Source organism: Pseudomonas sp. QTF5, assembly GCF_000512695.2.
In the GTDB taxonomy this organism is placed as follows: domain Bacteria; phylum Pseudomonadota; class Gammaproteobacteria; order Pseudomonadales; family Pseudomonadaceae; genus Aquipseudomonas.
Genome location: NZ_AZRW02000022.1, coordinates 14,877 through 38,715, shown reverse-complemented (window position 1 = coordinate 38,715; position 23,839 = coordinate 14,877). Strand labels below are relative to the sequence as shown.

At 58.7% G+C, this 23,839-nt stretch carries 25 protein-coding genes, 1 other RNA gene and 1 pseudogene; 17 read left to right on the top strand and 10 right to left on the bottom strand.

Translation table 11 applies throughout. The annotated features are described in order from the left end of the window. Window positions 1-16: 16 nt before the first annotated feature. Window positions 17-802 carry a transporter substrate-binding domain-containing protein gene (locus IC37_RS17805; protein ID WP_030129084.1) on the bottom strand — a complete coding sequence of 262 codons (786 nt, stop codon included), beginning with the start codon at window positions 800-802 and terminating at the stop codon, window positions 17-19. 257 nt (window positions 803-1,059) lie between these two features. Between IC37_RS17805 and IC37_RS17800 the strand changes: the two genes are divergently transcribed. From IC37_RS17800 to IC37_RS17775, 6 genes are all read left to right on the top strand, one after another. Further along, window positions 1,060-1,767: a FadR/GntR family transcriptional regulator gene (locus IC37_RS17800; protein WP_030129083.1), complete on the top strand. Its 708-nt coding sequence runs from the start codon at window positions 1,060-1,062 to the stop codon at window positions 1,765-1,767. A gap of 120 nt (window positions 1,768-1,887) precedes the next feature. Beyond that, window positions 1,888-2,217, top strand: coding sequence for a thioredoxin TrxA (gene trxA, locus IC37_RS17795; RefSeq protein ID WP_003206727.1), 330 nt, complete (start codon window positions 1,888-1,890; stop codon window positions 2,215-2,217). Window positions 2,218-2,464: 247 nt separating this feature from the next. Then, window positions 2,465-3,724 (top strand): transcription termination factor Rho, encoded by a 1,260-nt coding sequence (rho, locus tag IC37_RS17790; RefSeq protein WP_007899384.1) that lies wholly within the window; start codon window positions 2,465-2,467, stop codon window positions 3,722-3,724. Between the two features lie 142 nt (window positions 3,725-3,866). After that, entirely contained in the window at window positions 3,867-5,333 is a 1,467-nt protein-coding gene (ubiD, locus tag IC37_RS17785; protein WP_007899385.1) for a 4-hydroxy-3-polyprenylbenzoate decarboxylase, read from the top strand. Further along, on the top strand, window positions 5,333-6,301 hold the full coding sequence (locus IC37_RS17780; protein WP_030129082.1) for a CDP-6-deoxy-delta-3,4-glucoseen reductase: 969 nt from the start codon (window positions 5,333-5,335) through the stop codon (window positions 6,299-6,301). The genes ubiD and IC37_RS17780 overlap by 1 nt, the downstream gene beginning before the upstream one ends. Before the next feature lie 210 nt (window positions 6,302-6,511). Then, window positions 6,512-7,180: a gamma-glutamylcyclotransferase gene (locus IC37_RS17775; RefSeq protein WP_030129081.1), complete on the top strand. Its 669-nt coding sequence runs from the start codon at window positions 6,512-6,514 to the stop codon at window positions 7,178-7,180. Here IC37_RS17775 and glpT read toward each other — a convergent pair. After that, the gene (gene glpT / locus IC37_RS17770) at window positions 7,156-8,505 is read right to left on the bottom strand and encodes a glycerol-3-phosphate transporter (protein ID WP_030129080.1); all 1,350 of its coding nucleotides are present in this window, start codon (window positions 8,503-8,505) and stop codon (window positions 7,156-7,158) included. The two genes, IC37_RS17775 and glpT, sit on opposite strands and share 25 nt — an antisense overlap. 219 nt (window positions 8,506-8,724) lie before the next feature. Next, the gene (locus IC37_RS17765) at window positions 8,725-9,702 is read right to left on the bottom strand and encodes an NADPH:quinone oxidoreductase family protein (RefSeq protein WP_030129079.1); all 978 of its coding nucleotides are present in this window, start codon (window positions 9,700-9,702) and stop codon (window positions 8,725-8,727) included. A 151-nt stretch (window positions 9,703-9,853) separates the two neighbouring features. Between IC37_RS17765 and IC37_RS17760 the strand changes: the two genes are divergently transcribed. Further along, window positions 9,854-10,261: a flagellar basal body-associated protein FliL gene (locus tag IC37_RS17760; RefSeq protein WP_030129078.1), complete on the top strand. Its 408-nt coding sequence runs from the start codon at window positions 9,854-9,856 to the stop codon at window positions 10,259-10,261. Window positions 10,262-10,392: 131 nt separating this feature from the next. Here the strand turns inward: IC37_RS17760 and IC37_RS17755 are convergent, their stop codons facing one another. Then, complete coding sequence (locus IC37_RS17755; protein ID WP_030129077.1) at window positions 10,393-10,845, bottom strand: EVE domain-containing protein; 453 nt, start codon at window positions 10,843-10,845, stop codon at window positions 10,393-10,395. Between the two features lie 201 nt (window positions 10,846-11,046). Between IC37_RS17755 and IC37_RS30105 the strand changes: the two genes are divergently transcribed. Continuing rightward, window positions 11,047-11,196: a hypothetical protein gene (locus IC37_RS30105; protein WP_007899400.1), complete on the top strand. Its 150-nt coding sequence runs from the start codon at window positions 11,047-11,049 to the stop codon at window positions 11,194-11,196. A gap of 35 nt (window positions 11,197-11,231) precedes the next feature. On the opposite strand, the gene IC37_RS17745 is transcribed toward IC37_RS30105, so the two are convergent. From IC37_RS17745 to IC37_RS17730, 4 genes are all read right to left on the bottom strand, one after another. Further along, window positions 11,232-11,837, bottom strand: coding sequence for a 5-formyltetrahydrofolate cyclo-ligase (locus tag IC37_RS17745; RefSeq protein ID WP_030129076.1), 606 nt, complete (start codon window positions 11,835-11,837; stop codon window positions 11,232-11,234). A gap of 86 nt (window positions 11,838-11,923) precedes the next feature. Next, a non-coding RNA gene (gene ssrS / locus IC37_RS17740) (6S RNA) lies at window positions 11,924-12,102 on the bottom strand. A gap of 30 nt (window positions 12,103-12,132) precedes the next feature. Then, window positions 12,133-12,450: a cell division protein ZapA gene (locus IC37_RS17735; RefSeq protein ID WP_030129075.1), complete on the bottom strand. Its 318-nt coding sequence runs from the start codon at window positions 12,448-12,450 to the stop codon at window positions 12,133-12,135. Then, window positions 12,447-12,656, bottom strand: a complete 210-nt coding sequence (locus tag IC37_RS17730; RefSeq protein WP_007982902.1) for a TIGR02449 family protein — start codon at window positions 12,654-12,656, stop codon at window positions 12,447-12,449. The genes IC37_RS17735 and IC37_RS17730 overlap by 4 nt, the downstream gene beginning before the upstream one ends. A 128-nt stretch (window positions 12,657-12,784) precedes the next feature. Between IC37_RS17730 and IC37_RS17725 the strand changes: the two genes are divergently transcribed. The 9 genes and pseudogenes from IC37_RS17725 to gcvH all read left to right on the top strand — a co-directional run bounded on the left by IC37_RS17725 (window position 12,785) and on the right by gcvH (window position 21,958). Continuing rightward, the gene (locus IC37_RS17725; RefSeq protein WP_030129074.1) at window positions 12,785-13,345 is read left to right on the top strand and encodes a YecA family protein; all 561 of its coding nucleotides are present in this window, start codon (window positions 12,785-12,787) and stop codon (window positions 13,343-13,345) included. A 27-nt stretch (window positions 13,346-13,372) separates the two neighbouring features. Next, complete coding sequence (gene pepP / locus IC37_RS17720; protein WP_030129073.1) at window positions 13,373-14,707, top strand: Xaa-Pro aminopeptidase; 1,335 nt, start codon at window positions 13,373-13,375, stop codon at window positions 14,705-14,707. Next, window positions 14,704-15,891 (top strand): 2-octaprenyl-6-methoxyphenyl hydroxylase, encoded by a 1,188-nt coding sequence (ubiH, locus tag IC37_RS17715; protein ID WP_030129072.1) that lies wholly within the window; start codon window positions 14,704-14,706, stop codon window positions 15,889-15,891. The genes pepP and ubiH overlap by 4 nt, the downstream gene beginning before the upstream one ends. A gap of 10 nt (window positions 15,892-15,901) precedes the next feature. Then, window positions 15,902-15,997 (top strand): annotated as a pseudogene (locus IC37_RS30585) (tetrameric acyl-CoA thioesterase); the annotation flags it as partial. Window positions 15,998-16,006: 9 nt separating this feature from the next. Continuing rightward, window positions 16,007-17,224 (top strand): 2-octaprenyl-3-methyl-6-methoxy-1,4-benzoquinol hydroxylase, encoded by a 1,218-nt coding sequence (locus IC37_RS17705; protein ID WP_177409412.1) that lies wholly within the window; start codon window positions 16,007-16,009, stop codon window positions 17,222-17,224. 236 nt (window positions 17,225-17,460) lie between these two features. Continuing rightward, window positions 17,461-18,465, top strand: coding sequence for an extracellular solute-binding protein (locus IC37_RS17700; RefSeq protein ID WP_030129070.1), 1,005 nt, complete (start codon window positions 17,461-17,463; stop codon window positions 18,463-18,465). Between the two features lie 204 nt (window positions 18,466-18,669). Further along, entirely contained in the window at window positions 18,670-20,286 is a 1,617-nt protein-coding gene (locus tag IC37_RS17695) for an iron ABC transporter permease (protein ID WP_030129069.1), read from the top strand. Between the two features lie 155 nt (window positions 20,287-20,441). Continuing rightward, window positions 20,442-21,524 carry a glycine cleavage system aminomethyltransferase GcvT gene (gene gcvT / locus IC37_RS17690; protein ID WP_030129068.1) on the top strand — a complete coding sequence of 361 codons (1,083 nt, stop codon included), beginning with the start codon at window positions 20,442-20,444 and terminating at the stop codon, window positions 21,522-21,524. A 50-nt stretch (window positions 21,525-21,574) separates the two neighbouring features. Next, window positions 21,575-21,958, top strand: a complete 384-nt coding sequence (gcvH, locus tag IC37_RS17685; protein WP_030129067.1) for a glycine cleavage system protein GcvH — start codon at window positions 21,575-21,577, stop codon at window positions 21,956-21,958. Between the two features lie 68 nt (window positions 21,959-22,026). On the opposite strand, the gene IC37_RS17680 is transcribed toward gcvH, so the two are convergent. Beyond that, a complete protein-coding gene (locus tag IC37_RS17680) occupies window positions 22,027-22,722 on the bottom strand; it encodes a hypothetical protein (protein WP_030129066.1) in 696 nt (231 codons plus the stop codon). Between the two features lie 217 nt (window positions 22,723-22,939). Next, window positions 22,940-23,629: a hypothetical protein gene (locus IC37_RS17675; protein ID WP_030129065.1), complete on the bottom strand. Its 690-nt coding sequence runs from the start codon at window positions 23,627-23,629 to the stop codon at window positions 22,940-22,942. Between the last annotated feature and the right edge of the window lie 210 nt (window positions 23,630-23,839).

Below are 23,839 nucleotides of genomic sequence, written 5' to 3'. Positions count from 1 at the left end.
TCTCCCGCGCGAACGATCAGAGATCGGCCGGCAGCGGCTCTTTCAGCCAGGTTTGCGCGTTCTTTTCCAGCGCACCGTCAGTCTTGGCGGTGGTGAGGATGTCGTTGACCTTGCCCAGCAGCGCCGGCTCGTTCTTGTTAACGCCGACGTACACCGGCGAATCCTTGAGCTTCACTTTCAGCGCCGGCACGCGTTTCGGGTTTTTCTCACTGATCGCCACCATCACCACGTTGCCGCTGGCGATCAGGTCGACTTGCCCCGCGAGGTAGGCGGCGATGGTCGAGTTGTTGTCTTCGAAGCGTTTGATGGTCGCGCCTTCGGGGGCGACTTTGGTCAGTTCGATGTCTTCGATGGCGCCACGGGTGACGCTGATGGTTTTGCCCTTGAGATCGTCCAGGCCCTTGATGGCGGCGTCTGGCGGGCCGAACACGGCGAGGTAGAACGGTGCGTAGGCACGGGAGAAGTCGATGACTTTTTCGCGCTCAGGGTTCTTGCCGAGGCTGGAAATCACCAGGTCGACTTTGCCGGTGGTCAGGAACGGAATGCGGTTGGTGCTGTTGACCGGGGTCAGTTCGAGTTTGACCTTGAGCTGGTCGGCCAGCAGTTTGGCGGTGTCGATGTCCAGGCCCCGCGGTTTCATGTCCGGGCCGACCGAACCGAACGGCGGGAAGTCCTGGGGCACGGCGACTTTGAGGGTACCGCGCTTGACCACATCCTCCAGACCGTCGGCGTGGGCGGGTGCCTGGCTCAGCATCAGGCTTGCGAACAGGGCTTTGATGAGGACGCTGTAACGCATGGTCATGGCAAATCTCCGGATCGGCGGGAAGTGATTTCTGCGGATCGACAGAGCACGGGCCATGCCAAGATTGGTTTTTGGGGGCCGCAGGCCACGGTTTTGCTGGTGTCGTACGGTCTTACTGGTCTGAACAGTTGGGTGGCATTTCGCACCCTGATGGCGCACCCGTGAAAATTCCCGAACCCCCATGGGGCACGACTTGCCGGGCGTCGCGAATAGCTTTACAACTAGCCGCTCATTGGCCTGTCTCGACTGAAAAAACCATGAACTCGATTTCCCGCGCCGTACCCGAAGTGGCGCTGCAAGCCATCCGCAAGCTGATCACCGAGCAAGGTTTCGGGGCAGGGGATGCCTTGCCCTCGCAACGGGACCTGGCGGTGCAATTGGGGGTCAGTCGGGCGTCATTGCGTGAGGCATTGTCGTCGCTGAGTGCACTGGGCGTGATCAGTATCCAGCCGGGCAAGGGCGTGTTCGTGCAGTCACCGGTCGATCTGCCTCGCAGCGATGCGACGCCGGGCTGGCCGTTCGCGGCTCAGGCATCGCCGCTGGACATCTTCCAGTTGCGCTACGCGCTGGAAGGTTTTGCCGCCGGGCTGGCAGCCGTGACCCTGAGCACCGATGAGCTCGATGCCCTGGAAGACAACGTCGCCGCCATGCGCAACGAACTGCGCGCCGCCGACTTCGATGCGGCGGCGCGACTGGATTTCGAGTTTCACCGGCGCATTCTCCTGGCCAGCGGCAATCAGGCGATGCTGAGCATCCTGACGGCCAGCGCCGACATCTTTCTGGAGAGCCAGAAGCTACCGTTCATCCGGGCCGAACGGGCCATGGAAACCTGGCAGGAACACCGTAAAATCCTCCGCGCGCTGGCTCGTCGGGCCTCTGGTGCCGCGCAGAAGGCTATGCAAGAGCATGTGCGCAACGCCGCCCTACGCACCGGAATTGCTTTCGTCGCTCCCGCCACCTCATGACTTGAGCTATACCCAAACTCATGGGCCACCATAGCGAGACTCAATCATCTGCGGCTTCCTGAACGGGGGAAGGGCGGCTATGATGGGCCACGTTTTTTTGCTTACAACCTGGAGACTTCCATGAGCAGCGATCTTATCAAACACGTTAGCGACGCTAGCTTCGAGGCCGACGTACTCAAGGCCGAAGGCGCTGTACTGGTCGACTACTGGGCTGAATGGTGCGGCCCTTGCAAAATGATCGCTCCTGTTCTGGACGAAATTGCTGAAACCTACAAAGGCAAGCTGACCGTTGCCAAGCTGAACATCGACGAAAACCAGGAAACTCCGGCCAAGCACGGCGTACGTGGTATCCCGACGCTGATGCTGTTCAAGAACGGCAACGTCGAAGCCACCAAGGTTGGCGCGCTGTCGAAGTCGCAACTGGCTGCTTTCCTCGACGCCAACATCTAAGCGTTGTTATAAAGCGTCATGAAAAGGCCCCGCATAATGCGGGGCCTTTTCGTTATTGAGGGCTAGACGCTCCGAAACTCAGGTGGTACATTCGGCCCCGCACTGGTTTCTCCACTGCCCCCTGCTAGCCGTCGCCGACGCACTCCTTTTCGAATAAGTACGCGATCCTGTCGCCTTCTCTGCGGCGCGGCCTCATTAAGCCAAAAGCTTAATTTCCCCCCTCCATAAATGATTACGTCATTCCTATATGAATCTGACTGAACTCAAGCAAAAGCCGATTACCGAACTGCTCGAATTGGCCGAACAGATGGGCATAGAAAATATGGCCCGTTCGCGCAAGCAGGACGTGATTTTCTCCCTGCTCAAAAAGCACGCTAAAAGCGGCGAGGAAATCTCCGGTGATGGCGTGCTGGAGATTCTCCAGGACGGCTTCGGCTTCCTGCGCTCCGCTGACGCTTCCTATCTCGCCGGCCCGGACGATATCTACGTCTCGCCGAGCCAGATCCGCCGCTTCAACTTGCGCACCGGTGACACCATCGTTGGCAAGATCCGCCCTCCAAAGGAAGGCGAGCGGTATTTCGCGCTGCTCAAGGTCGACACGATCAACTACGATCGTCCCGAGAACGCGAAAAACAAGATTCTCTTCGAGAACCTGACCCCGCTGTTCCCGACCGTGCGCATGAAGATGGAAGCCGGCAACGGTTCCACCGAAGACTTGACCGGTCGTGTCATCGACCTGTGCGCCCCGATTGGCAAAGGCCAGCGCGGTCTGATCGTTGCACCGCCGAAAGCCGGTAAAACGATCATGCTGCAAAACATCGCAGCAAACATCGCTCGTAACAATCCTGAAGTTCATCTGATCGTATTGCTGATCGACGAACGTCCGGAAGAAGTGACCGAAATGCAGCGCACCGTGCGCGGCGAAGTGGTTGCCTCGACGTTCGACGAGCCGCCAACCCGCCACGTGCAGGTTGCCGAAATGGTGATCGAGAAGGCCAAGCGCCTGGTCGAACACAAAAAGGACGTGGTGATCCTGCTCGACTCCATCACCCGTCTGGCGCGTGCCTATAACACCGTGATCCCGAGCTCCGGCAAGGTGCTGACCGGTGGTGTCGATGCCCACGCCCTGGAGAAACCGAAACGTTTCTTCGGTGCTGCACGGAACATCGAAGAAGGCGGCTCGCTGACCATCATCGCTACCGCGCTGGTTGAAACCGGCTCGAAGATGGACGAAGTGATCTACGAGGAATTCAAAGGCACCGGCAACATGGAACTGCCTCTGGATCGCAAGATCGCTGAAAAACGTGTGTTCCCGGCGATCAACATCAACCGTTCCGGTACTCGCCGCGAAGAGTTGCTGACGGCCGACGACGAACTGCAGCGTATGTGGATTCTGCGCAAGCTGCTGCACCCGATGGATGAAGTCTCTGCCATCGAGTTCCTGGTCGATAAGCTGAAACAGACCAAGACCAACGATGAGTTCTTCCTGTCGATGAAGCGCAAGTAAATCGCAGAAAGTCAGCAAAAGCCGGGGAAACCCGGCTTTTTGCTATCTGATTTTTGATGAACCGGCAGTTCGTGGTTCTGAATAGAGGGGTTCGGCGCTAAACTGCCTGCCCCGAACGCCACGGCCAACACGAGGCTCACGCATGCAGTATCGCGACTTGCGCGACTTTATCAGCGGCCTGGAAAAGCGCGGCGAACTCAAGCGCATCCAGGTTCCAGTGTCCCCAGTGCTCGAAATGACCGAGGTCTGCGATCGCACGTTGCGCGCCAAGGGCCCGGCGCTGCTTTTCGAAAACCCTACCGGTTATGACATTCCAGTACTCGGCAACCTGTTCGGCACTCCCGAGCGCGTGGCGCTGGGCATGGGCGCAGAAGCGGTCAGCGAGTTGCGCGAAATCGGCAAGCTGTTGGCGTTCCTCAAGGAGCCCGAGCCGCCGAAGGGCTTGAAGGACGCCTGGTCCAAGCTGCCGATCTTCCGCAAGATCATTGCCATGGCGCCGAAAGTCGTAAAAGACGCGGTGTGCCAGGAAGTGGTCATCGAAGGCGACGATGTCGATCTGGCGATGTTGCCGGTACAGACCTGCTGGCCGGGCGACGTCGGTCCGCTGATCACCTGGGGCCTGACCGTCACCAAAGGTCCGAACAAGGATCGCCAGAACCTCGGCATCTACCGTCAGCAAGTGATCGGCCGCAACAAGGTGATCATGCGCTGGCTGAGCCACCGGGGCGGCGCGCTGGATTACCGTGAGTGGTGCGAGAAACACCCCGGCCAACCGTTTCCGGTCTCTGTGGCCTTGGGCGCTGACCCGGCAACGATTCTTGGTGCCGTGACGCCGGTGCCGGACAGCCTCTCCGAATACGCTTTCGCCGGTCTGCTGCGTGGCAATCGCACCGAGTTGGTGAAATGCCGCGGCAACGACCTGCAAGTGCCGGCCACCGCCGAGATCATCCTCGAAGGCGTGATCCATCCGGGAGAAATGGCCGACGAAGGCCCGTATGGCGACCACACCGGTTACTACAACGAAGTCGACAGCTTCCCGGTGTTCACCGTCGAGCGTATCACCCACCGAATCAAACCGATCTACCACAGCACCTACACGGGTCGTCCACCGGATGAGCCGGCGATTCTCGGTGTGGCGCTGAACGAAGTGTTCGTGCCTATCCTGCAAAAGCAGTTTCCGGAGATCACCGACTTCTACTTGCCGCCCGAAGGCTGCTCGTACCGCATGGCCATCGTGACCATGAAGAAGTCGTATCCTGGGCATGCCAAGCGGGTAATGCTCGGTGTCTGGTCGTTTTTGCGACAGTTCATGTACACCAAGTTCGTTATCGTCACTGACGACGATATCAACGCACGGGACTGGAACGACGTGATCTGGGCCATTACCACGCGCATGGACCCCAAGCGTGACACGGTGATGATCGACAACACGCCGATCGACTACCTCGACTTCGCCTCGCCGGTCTCCGGCCTGGGTTCGAAGATGGGTCTCGATGCCACGCATAAATGGCCGGGCGAAACCACTCGCGAGTGGGGCCGGGTCATCGTCAAGGATGAAGCCGTTACCCAACGGATCGATGCCATCTGGAATCAGTTAGGAATAGATTGATGCGTGTAACCTTGCAGCCCTCCGGAGCAGTGCTAGAGATTCTGCCCGGCGAGCGGATTCTCGATGGCGCGCGGCGCCTGGGCTATGAATGCCCGCAAAGCTGTCGCAATGGCAATTGCCATGTGTGCGCCGCGTTGCTGGTGGAAGGGCGGGTCGAACAGGCCGGCGATGTGCGCGACCATGGCGAGTTCTACACTTGCATTGCAGAGCCGCTGGAAGACTGCATCGTGCTGTGGGATGGCGTGCTCGCGCTGGGAGAATTGCCGGTGCGCAGCGTGTCGTGTCAGGTCATTGAATGCAGGGACGTCGGCGGCGACACCTGGCGCGTACGTCTGCGTGCGCCTGCGGGCAAGCCGCCGCGCTATCACGCCGGTCAGTACCTGATGATCGAGCGTGAGAACGGCGAGAAATCCGCCTTTTCCCTGGCCTCTGCACCGCATTCCGGCCGCGACCTGGAAATTCACGTGCTGGCGCGCGAAACCAGTGCGCTGAGCCTGATCGAACAGCTTCAGCGCAACCCGATGGTGCGGATCGAGATGCCATTCGGCGACACCCATCTGGCGGAACTGCCGGACGGTCCACTGGTACTGATTGCTGCCGGTACCGGTATGGGCCAGATCCATAGTTTGATCGAACATTGCCGGGCTACGGGTTTCAAGCATCCGGTGCATCTGTATTGGGGCGTGCGTCGTCCCGAAGACTTTTATGACATTGAACATTGGGACGAATGGTTGAAGCTGCCCAATCTGTATCTGCATAAAGTCGTCAGCGATCAATGCGGCTGGGGCGGGCGCTGCGGCATGTTGCATGAGGCGGTGTGTGAAGATTTCCCTGATCTGAAAGCCCTGCACGTCTACGCCAGCGGCTCTCCGGCGATGGTCTATGGCACGCTGGATGCGCTGGTCGAAGCGGGGATGGATGCCCATCAAATGCGCGCGGATGTTTTCGCTTACGCGCCCCGATCTTGATCCGCGATTTTAAATCGTTATAACGCCACATATAGCCGATCGGTATTTATAGATTTATATAAATGCCGGTAGGTTATATCTCATTCAGGCAATAAATTTTAGAGCGCCGCCATGGCACTTAAATTGCCTTAAAACATATGTGCCTTATTGTTACAGCGGTGCGTTCTATTAAGTAGTTCTTTACCCGCGGGGAGCTGAACGCTATTCGCCATGAGCGCCATTGAATCTGCTTTTTTGAATCTGGCTTACCCTCCGCGGCTCGATCTGGGGCCGCAGCTCACGCACGAACAATTACTCGGCTCAATGCAGGCGACCATGGCGCGCCACAAGGGTGGGCCGGTCTGGCTGTTCGCTTACGGTTCGCTGATCTGGCGCCCTGAATGTCCTGCGGTTGAGCGAGTGCGCGGTCGCGTGCATGGCTACCATCGCGGTTTGTACCTGTGGTCCCACGAACATCGCGGTACGCCGGAAGTGCCAGGGCTGGTGTTTGGCCTGGATCGCGGCGGCTCGTGCAGCGGGTTTGCCTATCGCTTGCCCGAAGAACAACTCGACGCTTCGCTTTATGCACTCTGGCAGCGTGAAATGCCATTCCCGTCCTATCGCCCACACTGGCTCAACTGCCGTCTTGAAGACGGAAGCCAGGTTCAGGCATTGGGATTTGTATTGGAACGGCACCTGCCCAGCTATGCCGGCAACTTGCCGGATCATGTGCTGAGCCAGGTGTTTGAAAGCGCTTGCGGGCGTTACGGCACCACTCGCGAGTATGTCGAGCAGACTGCGCACGCCCTGCGTAGCCACGCCATGCCAGACCGGAATCTGGAGGCGCGGCTCAAGCGCTGCAAATCAAAGGCCGATCAGGCGATCGCTTCGCGGCTCTGACTGGCGACTTGCTTGTGCCACAGCGTCGGCGCAAGGAAGGCCATCGCCAGCAGGCATGCACCGATCAGCAAGACGAAACCGCCGTCCCAGCCGAAATGATCCACGGTGTAGCCCATTGCTGCACTGGCCGCGACCGAACCACCCAGATAACCGAACAACCCCGTGAAGCCTGCCGCAGTGCCGGCGGCTTTTTTCGGCGCCAGTTCCAGCGCTTGCAGGCCGATCAGCATTACCGGGCCGTAGATCAGGAAGCCGATGGAGACCAGCGCGATCATGTCGACAGTCGGGTTGCCGGCCGGGTTGAGCCAGTACACCAGCGTTGCCACGGTCACCAGCGCCATGAACACCATGCCGGTCAGGCCGCGATTGCCACGGAAGATTTTGTCCGACATCCAGCCACACAGCAGCGTGCCAGGGATCCCTGCCCACTCGTAGAAGAAATAGGCCCACGAAGTTTTATCCACAGTGAAGCCTTTGGCTTCCTTGAGGTAGGTCGGTGCCCAGTCCAGCACGCCATAACGCAGCAGATAGACGAAGACGTTGGCCATGGCGATGTACCAGAGCATCTTGTTGCGCAGTACGTATTTGACGAAGATTTCCTTGGCGCTGAATTCCTCTTCGTGGCTGGCGTCGTAGCCTTCCGGGTAGTCATTCTTGTACTTCTCAATCGGCGGCAAGCCGACCGATTGCGGGGTGTCGCGCATGGTAATGAAGGCAAACGCCGCCACCGCCAGAGCCACCGCCGCGGGTACGTAGAACGCGGCATGCCAGTCGTTGAACAGCCCCATGCCGAGCAGGAACAACGGGCCGATCAGACCGCCGCCGACGTTGTGCGCCACGTTCCACACGGACACCACGCCACCGCGCTCCTTCTGCGACCACCAGTGCACCATGGTTCGGCCACTCGGCGGCCAGCCCATGCCCTGGGCCCAACCGTTGATGAACAGCAGGATGAACATCATGGTCACGCTGGACGTTGCCCACGGCGCGAAACCGAAAATGAACATCACACCGGCCGACACCAGCAGGCCGAATGGCAGGAAGTAACGCGGGTTTGAACGGTCGGACACCAAGCCCATGAGGAACTTCGACAGGCCGTAGGCAATCGCAATCGCCGACATCGCCAGACCCAGCTGACCACGGGTGTAACCCTCATCGATCAGGTAGGGCATGGCCAGGGAGAAGTTCTTGCGCAGCAGGTAATAACCCGCATAACCAAAGAAAATCCCGGCGAATATCTGCCAGCGAAGTCGTTTATAGGTGTCGTCTATTTTTTCTTCAGGCAATGGAGCCTGATGTGCGGCAGGACGAAAGAAAGCAAACATTCAAGAGCTCCAGATTTCTTGTTTTGACTGCGGATGCGAATGTTACAGTTTCGTTACCGAAAATAGCACCGGTTCGCATCGGCCAAACAGGGGGAATGTTGGAGATCGCATGTTCTTTTATGAACATGTCGCTCAGGTATAAATGAAGGACGGTATGGGGATGGCGGAACCGGGTCGCAGGGCTGCGATCCGGTTTAGGTGAAGCAGGTGAGTAAACGATCAGCGAACCTGAACCACCACTTTCCCGACCGCCTTGCGCTGGCCAAGATCATTGATGGCCTGCGCCGTATTGCTCAGGGGATAAACCTGAGACACCAGCGGCTTCAGCTTGCCTTCGGCAAACCAGCCAAACAGTTGCTGGAAGTTCGCTGCGTTGTCCTGTGGCTGGCGTTGGGCAAAGGAGCCCCAGAACACGCCGATTACTGCGGCACCTTTGAGCAGCGCCAAATTCACTGGCAGCTCAGGGATTCGTCCGCTGGCGAAACCGACCACCAAAAGTCGGCCGTTCCAGGCGATGGCGCGGATCGCCTGATCGAACAGGTCGCCGCCCACCGGATCGTAGATCACGTCAGCGCCCTGGCCGTCGGTCAGGCGTTTGATCTCGTCCTTGAGGCTGGTTTCGCTGTAGTTGATCAACTCATCAGCGCCGTCGGCCTTGGCCACCGCGAGTTTTTCCGCACTGCTGGCGGCGGCGATCACCCGGGCGCCCATGGCTTTGCCGATTTCCACCGCGGCGAGGCCCACGCCGCCGGAAGCGCCGAGCACCAGCAAGGTTTCGCCGGGTTGCAGGTTGCCCCGTTGCTTGAGGGCGTGCATCGAAGTGCCGTAGGTCATGCTGAATGCGGCGGCGGTGTTGAAGTCCATCGATGACGGGATCGGCAGCACGTTGTAGCCCGGCACCGCGACCTGCTCGGCAAAGCTGCCCCAACCAGTCAGGGCCATGACCCGGTCACCGACCTTGAGGTGACTGACCTTTTCGCCCACCGCGCTGACCACGCCAGACGCTTCGCCACCCGGAGAAAACGGGAAGGGCGGTTTGAACTGGTATTTGCCCTCGATGATCAGCGTGTCCGGGAAATTCACTCCGGCGGCGTGCACGTCCAGCAGGATTTCGTTCTTCTTCGCAACAGGACTGGCGACGTCTTCCAGCACCAGCGATTCGGCAGGACCGAAGGCTTTGCACAGCACGGCTTTCATCAGGGCTATTCCTTTGGGAGTGATGGCCGATAAGTGTAGGTGTGTGAGTCATTGGGTCAACGAGCATGCCCGACCCTGATAGTCAGCCATAAGCTTGTGCTTGAGCGGCGGGTCGTTATGCCAGGCCGCAAAACCGGATAAGGAGCGAATTGTGAAAGCGTGGATCATGTTGATGCTGGCCCTGTCTCTGCCTGTGGCAGCGATGGCCGAAGAAGCCAAAGAAGGTGAAGCCCCGAAGGTCAACTACATCACCCTGAGCCCGCCGTTCGTGGGTAACTATGGGCTGGACGGTACGCCCAGGCTCAAGGTCTACAAGGCCGATGTGGCGTTGCGGGTGACCGGTGAAGAGGCGACCAAAGCGGTGAAGGCCAACGAACCGTTGATTCGTAATCAACTGGTGGCGCTGTTTGCGCAGCAGACCACTGAAGCCATGAACAACGTCGAAGCCAAGGAAAAACTGCGTCAGGAAGCCTTGAAGCAGACTCAGCAAGTGATGAACGACGAGACCGGTAAGCCGGTGGTTGAGGATTTGTTGTTCAACAACCTCATTATCCAGTGAGACTTTTTTGTCTGGGCTGACCCCTTCGCGAGCAAGCCCGCTCCCACAGTTGATCGCGTACTTATCCAGCAACTCGGTTTCATGTGGGAGCGGGCTTGCTCGCGAAGGCATTCTTGCAGTTGCTACATCGCTCATGCCCGTAATGCAATCACCGCCTCCCACTGCTCGGCCGTCACCGGCATCACCGACAGTCGCGAGCCTTTCTGTACCAGCGGCATCTCGGCCAGTGCCGTTTGCTGCTTCAGATAATCCAGCTTCAGCACCCTGGAAAACGTCTCGATATGCGCAACATCAATCGCGCTCCAGGCGTTTTTCTCGGCAGTGGCCTTCGGATCGAAGTAATGACTTTCAGGTTCCAGCGCCGTCGGGTCCGGATACGCGGCCTCGACAATCTTGCCGATCCCGGCAATTCCCGGCTCCGGGCAGCTGGAGTGATAGAAGAAAAACTCATCACCCACCGCCATGGCCCGCAGGAAGTTACGTGCCTGATAGTTGCGAACCCCGTCCCAGCGCGCTCGGCCAAGCTTTTCCAGGTCTTTGATCGAGAGTTCGTCGGGCTCGGATTTCATCAGCCAATAGGCCATGGTTTTTGCTCCTTGCGAGGTGTACGGGCAAGTGGTGGGTCAATTTTATGACAAACCGACAGTCGGTTGACGCCAGCGTTTGCGTGTCGGTTCACGTTGTCGCAAAATGCCGGCCTTCCAAGCTTGACGCTGCTGCACGGCCTACACCTAAACGGAAACCGCTGCTGTCATCGTGTTGATGTGCCTTGAGGGGGGCAATCGATGAAACGCAAACCGGATTTACTATGGATATTGGTTATTTTGTTCGGTTTGGGCGTCGTGACCACCGGCTATGCCCAAAGCCTGTGGGCCAACAAGACCGATGCTCCCGTCGAGATCGCGCAGCAACAGCCGTCGGCCTTCAAACGCTGAACCTGTCTTTTGGACGCCGCTGATTTCAGTGGCGTCTAGTCCGCGAAATACCACGCCTTGTCCGTGACCGTTCCCTGCAGCGGCACATCCCAGCTCGCCTGAGCCAATCGTTGAACCTTCTGACATTCATGGGCCAGACCCAGCAGTGTCGGCTTGCGCCAGTCTTTGCGGCGCGCCAGGTACGCCAGGCTTCGGTCGTAGAAACCACCGCCCATTCCCAGGCGTCCGCCGACATCGTCAAACCCCACCAGCGGCAATAACACCAGGTCCAGTGCCCAGACTTTGCGTTGTCGGGCAATGTTGTGCCGTGGTTCGGGGATGCGAAAGCGGTTGGGTTTGAGCTTTTCGCCGGGACGAATCCGCTGGAACACCATTTTGGTTTGCGGCCAGGCACTGAGCACCGGCAGATACGTGGCCTTGCCCCGACGTTGCGCGGCACGCATCAGCAGGCGCGGATCGATTTCACCGTCCATGGGCAGGTACAGAGAGATGTGTTTTGCGCGGCGGAACAGCGGGTGCTGGGCCAATTGTTTATACAGCCCGCGAGCGGCCTCGCGCTGCTGACTGGGGGTCAGTGCGCGGCGGGCCTTGCGCAGCATGCGTCGAAGTTGCGGGCGGGGCAGCAGCGCAGGTTCGGTCATGGATTCAGGCTTCGGATGTGCGAGTACTGAAAGCGTACCCGTAAAAAAGCCGATGCCGGTATGAAAACCGGCATCGGACTGGAATCAGGCTCCCCGGATGAACCGCTGTCGACTTAGCCCTTGAACCCGAAAGTTCAAGGTGGAAGATGCAGTAGGCTTTAAGGCTTTCCGTCTAGCGGACATGCACACCAGCCCAACGTGCAACCTCCAGGGTAGTGCGAATCGGCTCAGGGACGTCGTCAACTGGCAAGCACCCCAGGGAGTGATGCGAGTATACCTCAAGCGGTTACGCGAATCAGCCCTTGGTGACATCCGGATCGGTGGCGAGCACCAGGTCGACGCGGTCCAGCAGGTCGCGAACCTGTTCTCGGGTCGAGCCGCTGGCCTGCACATCCGCACGATCTTCCTTGTGCAGAAGATCGTGCGTGATGTTCAGCGCGGCCATCACGGCGATGCGGTCGGCGCCGATGACTTTGCCGCTGCTGCGGATTTCGCGCATCTTGCCGTCCAGATAACGAGCGGCACTGATCAGGTTGCTGCGCTCTTCCTGGGGGCAGATGATCGAATATTCTTTGTCGAGGATCTGCACGGTAACGCTATTGCTTGAACTCATGAGTCTTGCTCCAGAGCCTTGAGGCGCGAAATCATCGATTCGACCTTACGCCGGGCGATTTCATTTTTTTCAATGAGGTGCGCGCGTTCCTCGCGCCAGGTCTTTTCCTGAGCTAATAGGAGTCCGTTCTGACTCTTTAGTTGCTCGACTCGAGTAATTAGCAGTTCGAGTCTGGCCATCAGCGCTTGCAGGTCGGTGTCTTCCATTGTGTCCACTGGGTTTGTGTCTGATGGTAGGTAACAGGCGGACAGCCTTTAATAGTCTTGGCGAGTCTGTCGATGTAGGATACAAGGCCTTCATTCTAGACATAGCGCCGTCTGGCGCCTAGCTGCCCATGCCCATTCAGAATTCTCCGTACCAAGCCTTCGCCACCCTGCTGAGCACCAGCGGCCATCCCGTCTCGCCTGCCGAACTGCATGGCCTGCTGCTCGGTCGCAGTTGCGCCGGTGCCGGCTTCGATGCCGAAGGCTGGCTGGTTGATGCCGCCGAGTTGCTCGAAGGCGAGCCGCAAGACAACGTTCGCAATGCTTTGATCGGCCTGCAAGAGATGGTCAAGGGCGAACTCACCGGCGACGACGTGACCGTCGTTCTGCTGCTGCCGACCGATGACGAGCCGCTGGCTGACCGGGCCGCTGCACTGGGCCAATGGTGCCAGGGCTTTCTCAGCGGTTTCGGCCTGAACTGCCGTGATAGCAGCATGCTGAGCACCGAGGCTACCGAAGTGTTGCAGGATCTGGCGGCCATCGCCCAAGTGCAAGATGCGCTGGAAGAGTCCGACGACGGCGAAAGCGACTACATGGAAGTGATGGAATACCTGCGCGTCGCGCCGCTGCTGTTGTTCTCCGAAACCAAAAAAGCCGATGAACCGGCTGCTGCCAAACCGTCGTTGCATTAATCGCGTGCCAGGGAAAGCCATCTGCCCATGATTCATATCCCGAAATCGGAATACAGCCGTCGCCGCAAGGCCTTGATGGCGCAGATGGAACCCAACAGCATCGCCATCCTGCCCGCCGCCGCGGTGGCTATCCGCAATCGCGACGTCGAGCACGTCTACCGTCAGGACAGCGACTTCCAGTACCTCAGCGGTTTCCCCGAGCCTCAGGCCGTCATCGTTTTGATGCCCGGCCGTGAGCATGGCGAATACGTGCTGTTTTGCCGGGAACGTAATGCCGAACGGGAATTGTGGGACGGCCTGCGTGCCGGTCAGGAAGGCGCGATCCGCGACTTCGGCGCCGACGACGCATTCCCGATCACCGACATCGACGACATCCTGCCGGGCCTGATCGAAGGTCGTGACCGGGTGTATTCGGCCATGGGCAGCAACCCGGAATTCGATCGGCACCTGATGGACTGGATCAACGTGATCCGCTCTAAAGCGCACCTCGGCGCCCAGCCGCCGAACGAATTCGTTGCCCTGGATCATCTGCTCCACGACATGCGTCTGTATAAATCGGCGGCAGAAGTGAAGGTGATGCGCGAAGCCGCACGGATTTCCGCCCAGGCACATATTCGTGCGATGCAGGCCAGCCGTGCCGGTTTGCATGAATTCAGTCTCGAAGCCGAGCTTGATTACGAGTTCCGCAAGGGCGGGGCGAAGATGCCGGCCTACGGGTCAATCGTCGCGGCTGGGCGCAACAGCTGCATCCTGCACTACCAGCAGAATGACGCGGTGCTCAAGGACGGCGATCTGGTGCTGATCGATGCCGGTTGCGAGATCGACTGCTACGCCAGTGACATCACCCGCACCTGGCCGGTCAACGGCAAGTATTCACCGGAGCAGAAGGCGATTTACGAGTTGGTGCTGGCTTCCCAGGAAGCGGCGTTTGCCGAAATCGCCCCGAATAAACACTGGAATCAGGCGCATGAAGCCACGGTCCGTGTAATTACCGCCGGGCTGGTGAAGCTGGGCCTGTTGCAGGGCGACGTCGACGAGTTGATCGCCAGCGAAGCCTACAAGGCGTTTTACATGCACCGCGCCGGCCACTGGCTGGGCATGGATGTGCATGATGTCGGCGAGTACAAGGTGGGCGGTGAATGGCGCGTGCTGGAAGTCGGCATGGCGCTGACGGTCGAGCCGGGCATTTACATTGCAGCGGACAACCAAAGCGTGGCGAAAAAATGGCGCGGCATTGGCGTGCGCATCGAGGACGACGTGGTGGTCACCAAAACCGGTTGTGAAATCCTGACTAACGGCGTACCGAAAACGGTCGCCGAGATCGAAGCCTTGATGGCCGCTGCACGGACACAAGCGGCATGAGTCGAGTTAATCTGGCAATCATCGGTGGTGGCCTGGTCGGCGCCAGTCTGGCGTTGGCATTGCAGGCCGGGGCCAAGGTCCGTGGCTGGAAGATTGTGCTGATCGAGCCGTTTGCTCCCGGCCACACCTACCAGCCGAGCTATGACGCCCGTTCTTCGGCGCTGTCGTTCGGCGCCCGGCAGGTTTATCAACGGTTGGGCGTGTGGCAGGAAATCTCCCGCCGCGCCGAGCCGATCAAGCAGATTCATGTTTCCGACCGTGGACGTTTCTCCACAGCGCGGCTGTCGGCGATGGAAGAGGGCGTTCCGGCGCTGGGTTATGTGGTGGAAAACGCCTGGCTCGGACAATGCCTCTGGCAAGGTCTGGACAAGGACGTGGTCAGTTGGCGTTGCCCGGCGGAAGTTACCCGCATGGAGCCGCTGACCGACGGCTATAGCCTGACGCTCGACGATGAAACCCTGCTGGAATGCGACCTTGCGGTGTTGGCCGATGGCGGGCGTTCGGGCCTGCGTGAACAACTGGGGATCGGCATCAAAAAACGCCCGTACAACCAGAGCGCGCTGATCGCCAACATCACCCCGAGCGAGGCCCACAACGGCATGGCCTTCGAACGCTTCACCGACGATGGCCCGATGGCTTTGCTGCCATTGCCGGAAAACCGCTGCGCTCTGGTCTGGACTCGTCTGGGCATGGATGCGCAACGGCTGGCGGCCCTTGATGAGCGCAGTTTTCTCAATGAGTTGCAGGGCATTTTCGGTTATCGCCTGGGCACGCTGAAGCAGGTTGGCGCACGGCATCTATATCCGCTGTCGCTGATCGAGGCCGAGGAACAAGTTCGCCCGCATCTGGCGATCCTCGGCAACGCCGCCCATAGCCTGCATCCGATTGCCGGACAGGGTTTCAACTTGTCCCTGCGCGATGCCCAGGCCTTGGCCGATACTTTGTTGGGCAGCGAGACCGCACTGGGCGATTTCGCCACCTTGCAGGCCTACCGCGAGCGTCAGCGAATGGATCAGAACCTGACCGTGGGCTTTTCTGATCAGGTCACCCGGTTATTCGGCAGCACTCAGCCGCTGGTTTCCCTGGGGCGCAACATTGGGTTGCTCGGCCTCGATTTGCTGCCGCCGGCCAAGCGCTGGTTCGCCCGGCAGGCCATGGGCCTGGGTACGCGTCCCGATGTATAAGCGGGCGCACCTGCAAGTCCATATTCACGACGGCGCGAGCACTTGGGTGACGCGGGTCGACAAAAACCTTTACGTGCGGCTCAAGCCGCAAGCGAGACAGGCTTAAAGCATGGAAATGCGCGCAGATCTGCTGATTGTCGGGGCCGGAATGGTCGGCAGTGCCCTGGCGCTGGCGTTACAAAACAGCGGGCTTGAAGTCCTGCTGTTGGACGGCAGCCCCCTGAGCGTCAAACCCTTCGATGGGCAGGCTCCGTTCGAACCACGGGTGAGCGCCTTGTCGGCGGCCAGCCAGCGAATACTCGAACGTCTGGGCGTCTGGGATGGCATCGCCAATCGACGCAGTAGTCCGTACACCGACATGCACGTCTGGGACGGCAGCGGTACCGGGCAGATCCATTTTTCGGCGACCAGTGTGCATGCCGAAGTGCTCGGGCATATCGTCGAGAATCGCGTGGTTCAGGACGCCTTGCTCGACCGACTGCACGACTGCGATCTCGGGATGCTCGCCAACGCGCGTCTGGAGCAGATGCGCCGCTCCGGTGACGACTGGCTGCTGACCCTGGCCGATGGCCGCACCTTGCGGGCGCCTTTGGTGATCGCGGCGGATGGCGCCAACTCGGCGGTGCGGCGTCTGACCGGGGTTGCGACTCGCGAATGGGATTACATGCACCACGCGATCGTTACCAGCGTGCGCAGCGCAAAACCTCATCGAATGACCGCGTGGCAACGATTCACCGACAACGGCCCGCTGGCGTTTCTGCCGTTGGAGCGGGACGGTCAACAGGATTGGTGCTCGATCGTCTGGTCGACCACGCCGAGCGAAGCCGAACGCCTGATGGCGCTGGACGACGAAGGCTTCTGCAAGGAGCTGGAGCGGGCCTTCGAAGGCTGCCTCGGCACGGTACTCAGCGCTGACCCGCGGTTGTGCGTGCCGCTGCGTCAGCGTCATGCCAAGCGGTATGTGGCTGAAGGCCTGGCGCTGATCGGCGACGCGGCCCATACCATCCATCCGCTCGCCGGGCAGGGCGTGAACCTCGGTTTTCTCGATGCCGCGGTGCTGGCCGAAGTGCTGCTGCAAGCGGCCGCGCGTGGCGAGCGGTTGGCCGACGTGAAAGTGCTCAGTCGCTACGAGCGTCGGCGCATGCCCCACAACCTGGCGTTGATGGCAGCGATGGAAGGATTCGAGCGTTTGTTCCAGGCCGATCCGTTGCCGGTGCGCTGGTTGCGTAATACCGGGTTGAAGATGGTCGATCAAATGCCCGAGGCCAAGGCGTTGTTTGTGCGCGAAGCGCTTGGGTTGATTGGGGATCTGCCGGCGTTGGCCAAGGCCTGAGATCTTCGCTGCGGTTGATGGCCTCTTCGCGAGCAAGCCCGCTCCCACATTTTGAAATGCATTCCAATGTGGGAGCGGCGGTGCGACGATTCGACTTGCTCGCGAAGGCGGCGGCACATTCAATGCACATCCAAACCGTGCAACATCCAGTAACGCCTCCACTCACTGTTCGATTGAGAAGCGAAATGTGAGTCCTTATCATTTGGCCTCACTTCCCCATTCGAGAGACCGCTTCCATGTTGGCACCCAAGCGTCTACTGACCGCACTGGCCCTGACCCTGATTGGCAGCACCGCCACCCAGGCCGCCGACGAGGTGGTGGTTTACTCCTCGCGTATCGATGAGCTGATCAAACCGGTCTTCGATGCCTACACCCGGAAAACCGGCGTGCAGGTGAAATTCATCACCGACAAGGAAGCGCCGCTGATGCAGCGGATCAAGGCCGAGGGCGAAAATGCCACTGCCGACCTGCTGCTGACCGTCGATGCCGGCAACCTCTGGCAGGCCGAGCAGATGGGCATCCTCCAGCCGTTCACTTCCAAGGTGATCGACGCCAACATCCCGCTGCAATACCGTGCTTCCTCCCATGCCTGGACCGGATTGAGCCTGCGGGCGCGGACCATCGCCTACTCCACCGACCGGGTGAAACCCGGTGAGCTGACTACCTACGAGGCGCTGGCCGACAAGCAGTGGGAAGGCCGCCTGTGCCTGCGCACGGCGAAGAAGGTCTACAACCAGTCCCTGACCGCCACGATGATCGAAGTCCATGGCGCCGATAAAACCGAGAAGATCCTCAAGGGCTGGGTCAACAACCTGTCCACCGACGTGTTCTCCGACGACGTCGCCGTGCTGGAGGCGATCAACGCCGGTCAATGCGACGTCGGCATCGTCAACACTTACTACTACGGCCGTTTACACAAACAGAAGCCAGACCTGCCGGTGAAGCTGTTCTGGCCGAATCAGGGTGACCGTGGCGTGCACGTCAACCTGTCGGGCATCGGCCTGACCAAGCACGCGCCGCACCCGGAAGCTGCCAAGGCGCTGGTGGAGTGGATGACCACGCCTGAAGCGCAGAAGATTTTCGCTGACGTGAACCAGGAATTCCCGGCCAACCCGGCAGTGGCTCCTTCGGAAGAAGTAGCGGCCTGGGGCAAGTTCGTTGCCGATACCCTGCCGGTGGAAGTGGCTGGCAAGCGTCAGGCAGAAGCGATCCGGATGATGGATCGGGCTGGCTGGAACTGAATCTGTGTTTGCCGCGACTGTGGCGAGGGAGCCAGCTCCCGCCGGGCTGCGAAGCGGCCCTAAAACCATGTGACGCGGTGCGTCAGTTAAATCGCATCGGCTGCTTTACGACTGCTGCGCAGCCGAGCGGGAGCAAGCTCCCTCGCCACAAAAATGGGGCAGACGCAGGCCCGCGTTGGCTCCGTACTTTCTAGAGAACTTTCCTTGGCCCACCCCGCCCAACGCCGCTGGTATCCCCTGGTCTTCGCCATTGCTGCGCTGGTCTTGCTGCCCCTGAGCGTTCTGCTTTTCTCATGGCAAACCATCGATCAGCAAATCTGGTCCCACCTGTGGGATACCCAGATGCCACGGTTGCTGGGCAATACCCTCACGCTGGTACTCGGCGTCGGTTTCGGCGTAACGCTACTGGGCGTCAGCCTGGCCTGGCTCACCAGCCTTTGCGAATTCCCCGGGCGACGTTGGCTGGATTGGGCGCTGATGCTGCCCTTTGCGATTCCTGCCTACGTGCTGGCATTCGTCTTCGTCGGCCTGCTGGATTTCGCCGGTCCCGTGCAAACCTTGTTGCGTGAATGGTTCGGCAGCGGCCTGAGGCTACCGCGAGTGCGCTCCACGGGCGGTGTGATTCTGGTGCTGGTGCTGGTTTTCTATCCCTACGTTTACCTGTTGGCGCGTACCGCATTCCTGGCTCAGGGCAAAGGCTTGATGGAAGCGGCGCGAGTCCTTGGGCAATCCCCGTGGCAGGCGTTCTGGCGCGTGGCGTTGCCCATGGCACGTCCAGCCATCGGCGCGGGGGTGGCGTTGGCGCTGATGGAAACCCTGGCGGATTTCGGTGCGGTGTCGGTGTTCAACTTCGATACATTCACCACCGCCATCTACAAAACCTGGTACGGCTTTTTCAGTCTTTCCACCGCCGCGCAACTGGCCAGCCTGTTGCTGTTGGTGGTGATGGTCGTGCTGTATGGCGAGCGCCGTGCCCGCGGGGCCAACCGGGCGAGCAACGAACGACCCCGGGTCAAGGCGTTGTATCACCTGCGCGGGGTCAAGGCACTGGCGGCCATGAGCTGGTGTGGTCTGGTATTCGCCTGCGCCTTCGTCATTCCCGTGCTGCAACTGGTGGTGTGGTTCTGGCAACGCGGACGCTTCGATCTGGATGAGCGTTATGCCGGCTTGATCATCCATACCCTGTACTTGGGCGGCATGGCGGCGTTGATCACCGTCAGTGTCGCGCTGGTACTGGCCTTTGCCCGTCGATTGGCGCCGACCCGTGCGATCCGTTCCGGCATCAGCCTGGCCAATCTTGGTTATGCCTTGCCGGGCTCGGTGCTGGCGGTATCGATCATGCTGGCGTTCAGTTACCTGGATCGCGAACTGGTGATCCCGCTGTCAGGCTGGCTTGGCGGCTCGGGCAAACCGTTGCTGCTGGGCAGTCTGTCGGCGTTGTTGCTGGCCTATCTGGTGCGTTTTATTGCGGTGGCCTATGGACCGCTTGAAAGCAGCCTGGCGCGAATACGGCCATCTTTGCCCGAAGCAGCACGTAGCCTTGGCGTCAGTGGGCCGCGACTGTTTTTCAAAGTGTATCTGCCGCTGCTGCTGCCGGGCACGTTGAGCGCGGCATTGCTGGTGTTCGTCGATGTGCTCAAGGAAATGCCCGCGACCCTGCTGATGCGCCCGTTCGGCTGGGACACGCTGGCAGTACGGATCTTTGAAATGACCAGCGAGGGCGAGTGGGCGAGGGCTTCGTTGCCGGCACTGACACTGGTGTTGGTCGGGCTGTTACCGGTCATCGGATTGATCCGACGTTCGGCGCATCGAAACACGTAGGTGTCAGTCCTACACCTTGCGGCTACAATGCGCGGCATTCGGTGCGGTCCGTCCTCGGACCGGGTCGCTGAAATCGGCTGAAAGCCTTTATTTACAGGCATTTCACCCCGTACAGCACCTGCCCGCACCTTCGCCACGCCCGGAAGGAGAAACCCATGGGACAGCGTACGCCTCTGTATGACCTTCATCTCGCCCTCGGCGCGAAGATGGTCGATTTTGGCGGTTGGGATATGCCTCTGCATTACGGCTCGCAAGTCGAGGAACACCATCAGGTGCGCCGCGATTGCGGGGTTTTCGATGTATCCCACATGACCGTGATCGATGTTGACGGCCCCCAGGCCAAGGCCTGGCTTCAGTATTTACTGGCCAATGACGTCGAACGTCTGCACAGCCCCGGCCGTGCCCTGTACAGCGCCATGCTCAACGAGCACGGCGGTATCGTCGACGACATGATCGTCTACCGTCTCGAGGACGGTTATCGCTTGGTGGTCAACGCCTCTACCCGCAATCAGGACCTGGCCTGGATGCAAGCTCATCTCGGCGACTTCGAGGTGCAACTCAACGAGCGCTCCGAGCTGGCAATGCTGGCCATTCAAGGGCCTCACGCCCGGCACAAGATTGCCGAACTGGTGACTCAGTCCCGTGGCACGCTCATTCAACAGCTCAAATATTTCGAAGGTCACACCGACGGTGACTGGTTCATCGCGCGCACCGGTTACACCGGTGAGGATGGTCTGGAAATCGTGCTGCCGGCCGATCAGGCACCGGGCTTCTTCAACGATCTGGTAGGTGCGGGCATCTCCCCGATTGGCCTCGGCGCCCGCGATACCTTGCGTGTCGAAGCCGGCATGAACCTCTACGGTCAGGACATTCATCAAGACGTTTCGCCATTGGCCTCCAACATGGCCTGGAGCATTGCCTGGGAACCGGCCACTCGTCAGTTCATCGGCCGCACTGCCCTGGAAGCCGAACAAACCGCTGGCGTGCAGCACAAATTGGTGGGTTTGGTCCTTGAAGAACGTGGCGTTTTGCGGGCGCATCAGGTGGTTCGCATCGCCGATGTTGGCGAAGGGGAGATCACCAGTGGTAGTTTCTCTCCTACGCTTAGCAAGTCGATAGCACTGGCGCGCGTGCCGGTGGCCACCGCCGACCGCGCTGAAGTGGAAATTCGCGGCAAGTGGTACCCGGTTCGAGTGGTCAAACCGACCTTCGTACGCCACGGCAAAACCTTGATCTAACTTTTTTTGGCGGGCAATGACCGCTGACATTTTTCTTGAGGACACAGAACATGAGCGAAATCCCTGTCGACCTGCGTTTTGCCGAGAGTCACGAATGGGCCCGTCTAGACCATGATGGCGGCGTGAAAGTGGGTATTTCAGACCATGCTCAGGAAGCCTTGGGTGACGTAGTGTTCGTCGAGCTGCCGGAAATCGGCAAAGTGTTCGCTGCCGGTGATACTGCGGGTGTCGTCGAGTCGGTCAAGGCCGCGTCGGATATCTACTCGCCAGTTTCCGGCAAAGTCATTGCCGTTAACGAAGAGTTGGCCAACAACCCGGAACTGGTCAACAGCGCGCCTTATGACAGCTGGTTCTTCAAACTCGAGCCAAGCGATACCTCTGAGCTGAACAACCTGCTCGACCCGGTGGCCTACAAGGCTGCTATCGGCGAGTAATTACCGCCAGAAGCGAATCATCCACAAGAACGCCGCGTTCCCATTCCCATGGGGCGCGGCGTTTGTGTTTATGCTGCCACTTCTACCGCTTTACTTACTCTGGCGTGAAGCGCCGTTACTTCTTCTGTTGTCAGGCGTTTTGCCGGTTCGCCGGGAACCCAAACACCACTGCCATTGTAAGTAATTGTTTGGGTTTCTCCGTTGTTCACCGTGACGACATAAAAATTCGATACGTCGGCAGGAATTAATGAACCCGTTGCCTGGGCCGCACCGAACCATAACTGGAACTGGTTTTTTGGTGTCATGGTAGTTGCGCCGATATTCATGCCGCCTGAACAGTCCACCCAGATACTGCAGCCTGTGGAATCCAGTAATATTTCACGCGGATAGGCCGGAAGTTGGTTGTTGATTAAAATATTTCCCGGCACACCGCCATTTTTTGCGGGGCTGAATACACCGTACTCACTCAATGTTGTTATTTGTCCGGTATTGATGGTCAGATTTTTGCCTCCTGAAGTGAACGTGATATCGCCTTCTTGCAATGGAGTGTTTGTAAAATTGACCATAAAGGAAACACTTGAAATATCGAAAATGTTTTTGTATTGATAGCTGGGTTGGCCGGTTGCCGCTTTGGGGCCCTTTGATAGCCATATGACGGTGAAGGTGTCGTTTACTTTCTTCGCCAGATAGAGACTGTAATTATTGATTTTCTGTGCAATTAATTGTGTCTCTTCAATATAAACAATAATTTGTTGATTGCTCATGGTGTTTCCCATTAATCCGGCGGGATATTTTATGGCGGAAATCCAGATCCATCTGGCCCGATAGTATCCACGGCCGAGGGGCATTAATAAAAACCCTGTAGATCCACGATGCACAGGGTTTTTATTCCCTAAGAAAAGCCTGCTGTCTAAAGGTTGTAAACAGTACGCGTAATACTCACAGCCCATCCGGCAGACGATGCCCGATCAGCCCGGCAGGCTATGCAGCATCTTTGATCCCGACCCTGGCATGAAGCGCCTTGACTTCTGCTTCGCTTAGGCGCTTGGCTGGTTCGCCAGTTACCCAAGTGCCTTCGTCTGTATAGGTGAGGGTAATACTGCCTCCATTCTGCAAGGTTGCCACATAGGCGTCGGATAAGTTGCTGGCAATCAGCGAGCCTGTTTCTTGAAGGTTGCCGAACCAGAGTTGGTATTGGTCTTTTGGTGTCAGTGTCGCGGTGCCGATGTTCATGCCGCTCTGGCGGTTTACCCAGATATTCTTGCCGTTGGAATCCAGCAGTATTTCGTGTGGATTACCTTGCAATTGGTTGGTAATAAGCACATCCGATGGCTTGCCGCCGTTTTTTGCCGGTGAAAACACGCCGTTTGCATCCAGTATTGTTGTTTGACCGGTGCTGATGGGCAAATTTTTTCCGCCGGAAGTGAAAGTGACATCACCTTGTTGAATCGGATCGTTGGTAAAGTTGACCATGAACGAGGGTGTCGTGATGTCGAACGTATTGCGGTATTGATAGCTAGGGTTATTAACGGTAGCTTTGGCACCTTTTGATTGCCAGATAACCGTAAAGTCATTGTTTACCTTTTTGGCTAGGTAAAGACTGTAGTTGTTGTTTTTTTGTGCAATCAACTGCTCTTCTTCGATGAATAAAATTACTTGTTGGCTACTCATTTTTGAACTCCATTTCGAATAAGTTGAAGCATCGAGTTTGGTTGTAACTGGGTAGTGGCGTTTTGTCTCCCGTGCCCAGCCCTAGACAAACATAGCATGCCGTTTTTTGATCTATAGATTGATTAGCTATTGTTGCGTCTTATCTATCGCGATTGGTTTTTCCAGAAAAAGAGGGTGCTGGCTAATGCTGGTTTTTCACATGTTTACAGG

Bases quoted from the DNA above. Each gene is read 5' to 3' on its own strand.
- IC37_RS30105 (WP_007899400.1), top strand. From the start codon at position 11,047: ATGAAACGCAAACCGGATTTACTATGGATATTGGTTATTTTGTTCGGT.
- IC37_RS17680 (WP_030129066.1), bottom strand. From the start codon at position 22,722: ATGAGCAATCAACAAATTATTGTTTATATTGAAGAGACACAATTAATT.
- IC37_RS17700 (WP_030129070.1), top strand. From the start codon at position 17,461: ATGTTGGCACCCAAGCGTCTACTGACCGCACTGGCCCTGACCCTGATT.
- IC37_RS17765 (WP_030129079.1), bottom strand. From the start codon at position 9,702: ATGAAAGCCGTGCTGTGCAAAGCCTTCGGTCCTGCCGAATCGCTGGTG.
- ubiD (WP_007899385.1), top strand. From the start codon at position 3,867: ATGCAGTATCGCGACTTGCGCGACTTTATCAGCGGCCTGGAAAAGCGC.
- IC37_RS17730 (WP_007982902.1), bottom strand. From the start codon at position 12,656: ATGGAAGACACCGACCTGCAAGCGCTGATGGCCAGACTCGAACTGCTA.
- IC37_RS17805 (WP_030129084.1), bottom strand. From the start codon at position 802: ATGACCATGCGTTACAGCGTCCTCATCAAAGCCCTGTTCGCAAGCCTG.
- trxA (WP_003206727.1), top strand. From the start codon at position 1,888: ATGAGCAGCGATCTTATCAAACACGTTAGCGACGCTAGCTTCGAGGCC.
- IC37_RS17725 (WP_030129074.1), top strand. From the start codon at position 12,785: ATGCCCATTCAGAATTCTCCGTACCAAGCCTTCGCCACCCTGCTGAGC.
- IC37_RS17705 (WP_177409412.1), top strand. From the start codon at position 16,007: ATGCGCGCAGATCTGCTGATTGTCGGGGCCGGAATGGTCGGCAGTGCC.
- glpT (WP_030129080.1), bottom strand. From the start codon at position 8,505: ATGTTTGCTTTCTTTCGTCCTGCCGCACATCAGGCTCCATTGCCTGAA.
- IC37_RS17735 (WP_030129075.1), bottom strand. From the start codon at position 12,450: ATGAGTTCAAGCAATAGCGTTACCGTGCAGATCCTCGACAAAGAATAT.
- IC37_RS17675 (WP_030129065.1), bottom strand. From the start codon at position 23,629: ATGAGTAGCCAACAAGTAATTTTATTCATCGAAGAAGAGCAGTTGATT.
- IC37_RS17800 (WP_030129083.1), top strand. From the start codon at position 1,060: ATGAACTCGATTTCCCGCGCCGTACCCGAAGTGGCGCTGCAAGCCATC.
- IC37_RS17775 (WP_030129081.1), top strand. From the start codon at position 6,512: ATGAGCGCCATTGAATCTGCTTTTTTGAATCTGGCTTACCCTCCGCGG.
- pepP (WP_030129073.1), top strand. From the start codon at position 13,373: ATGATTCATATCCCGAAATCGGAATACAGCCGTCGCCGCAAGGCCTTG.
- gcvT (WP_030129068.1), top strand. From the start codon at position 20,442: ATGGGACAGCGTACGCCTCTGTATGACCTTCATCTCGCCCTCGGCGCG.
- gcvH (WP_030129067.1), top strand. From the start codon at position 21,575: ATGAGCGAAATCCCTGTCGACCTGCGTTTTGCCGAGAGTCACGAATGG.
- rho (WP_007899384.1), top strand. From the start codon at position 2,465: ATGAATCTGACTGAACTCAAGCAAAAGCCGATTACCGAACTGCTCGAA.
- IC37_RS17755 (WP_030129077.1), bottom strand. From the start codon at position 10,845: ATGGCCTATTGGCTGATGAAATCCGAGCCCGACGAACTCTCGATCAAA.
- IC37_RS17745 (WP_030129076.1), bottom strand. From the start codon at position 11,837: ATGACCGAACCTGCGCTGCTGCCCCGCCCGCAACTTCGACGCATGCTG.
- IC37_RS17780 (WP_030129082.1), top strand. From the start codon at position 5,333: ATGCGTGTAACCTTGCAGCCCTCCGGAGCAGTGCTAGAGATTCTGCCC.
- ubiH (WP_030129072.1), top strand. From the start codon at position 14,704: ATGAGTCGAGTTAATCTGGCAATCATCGGTGGTGGCCTGGTCGGCGCC.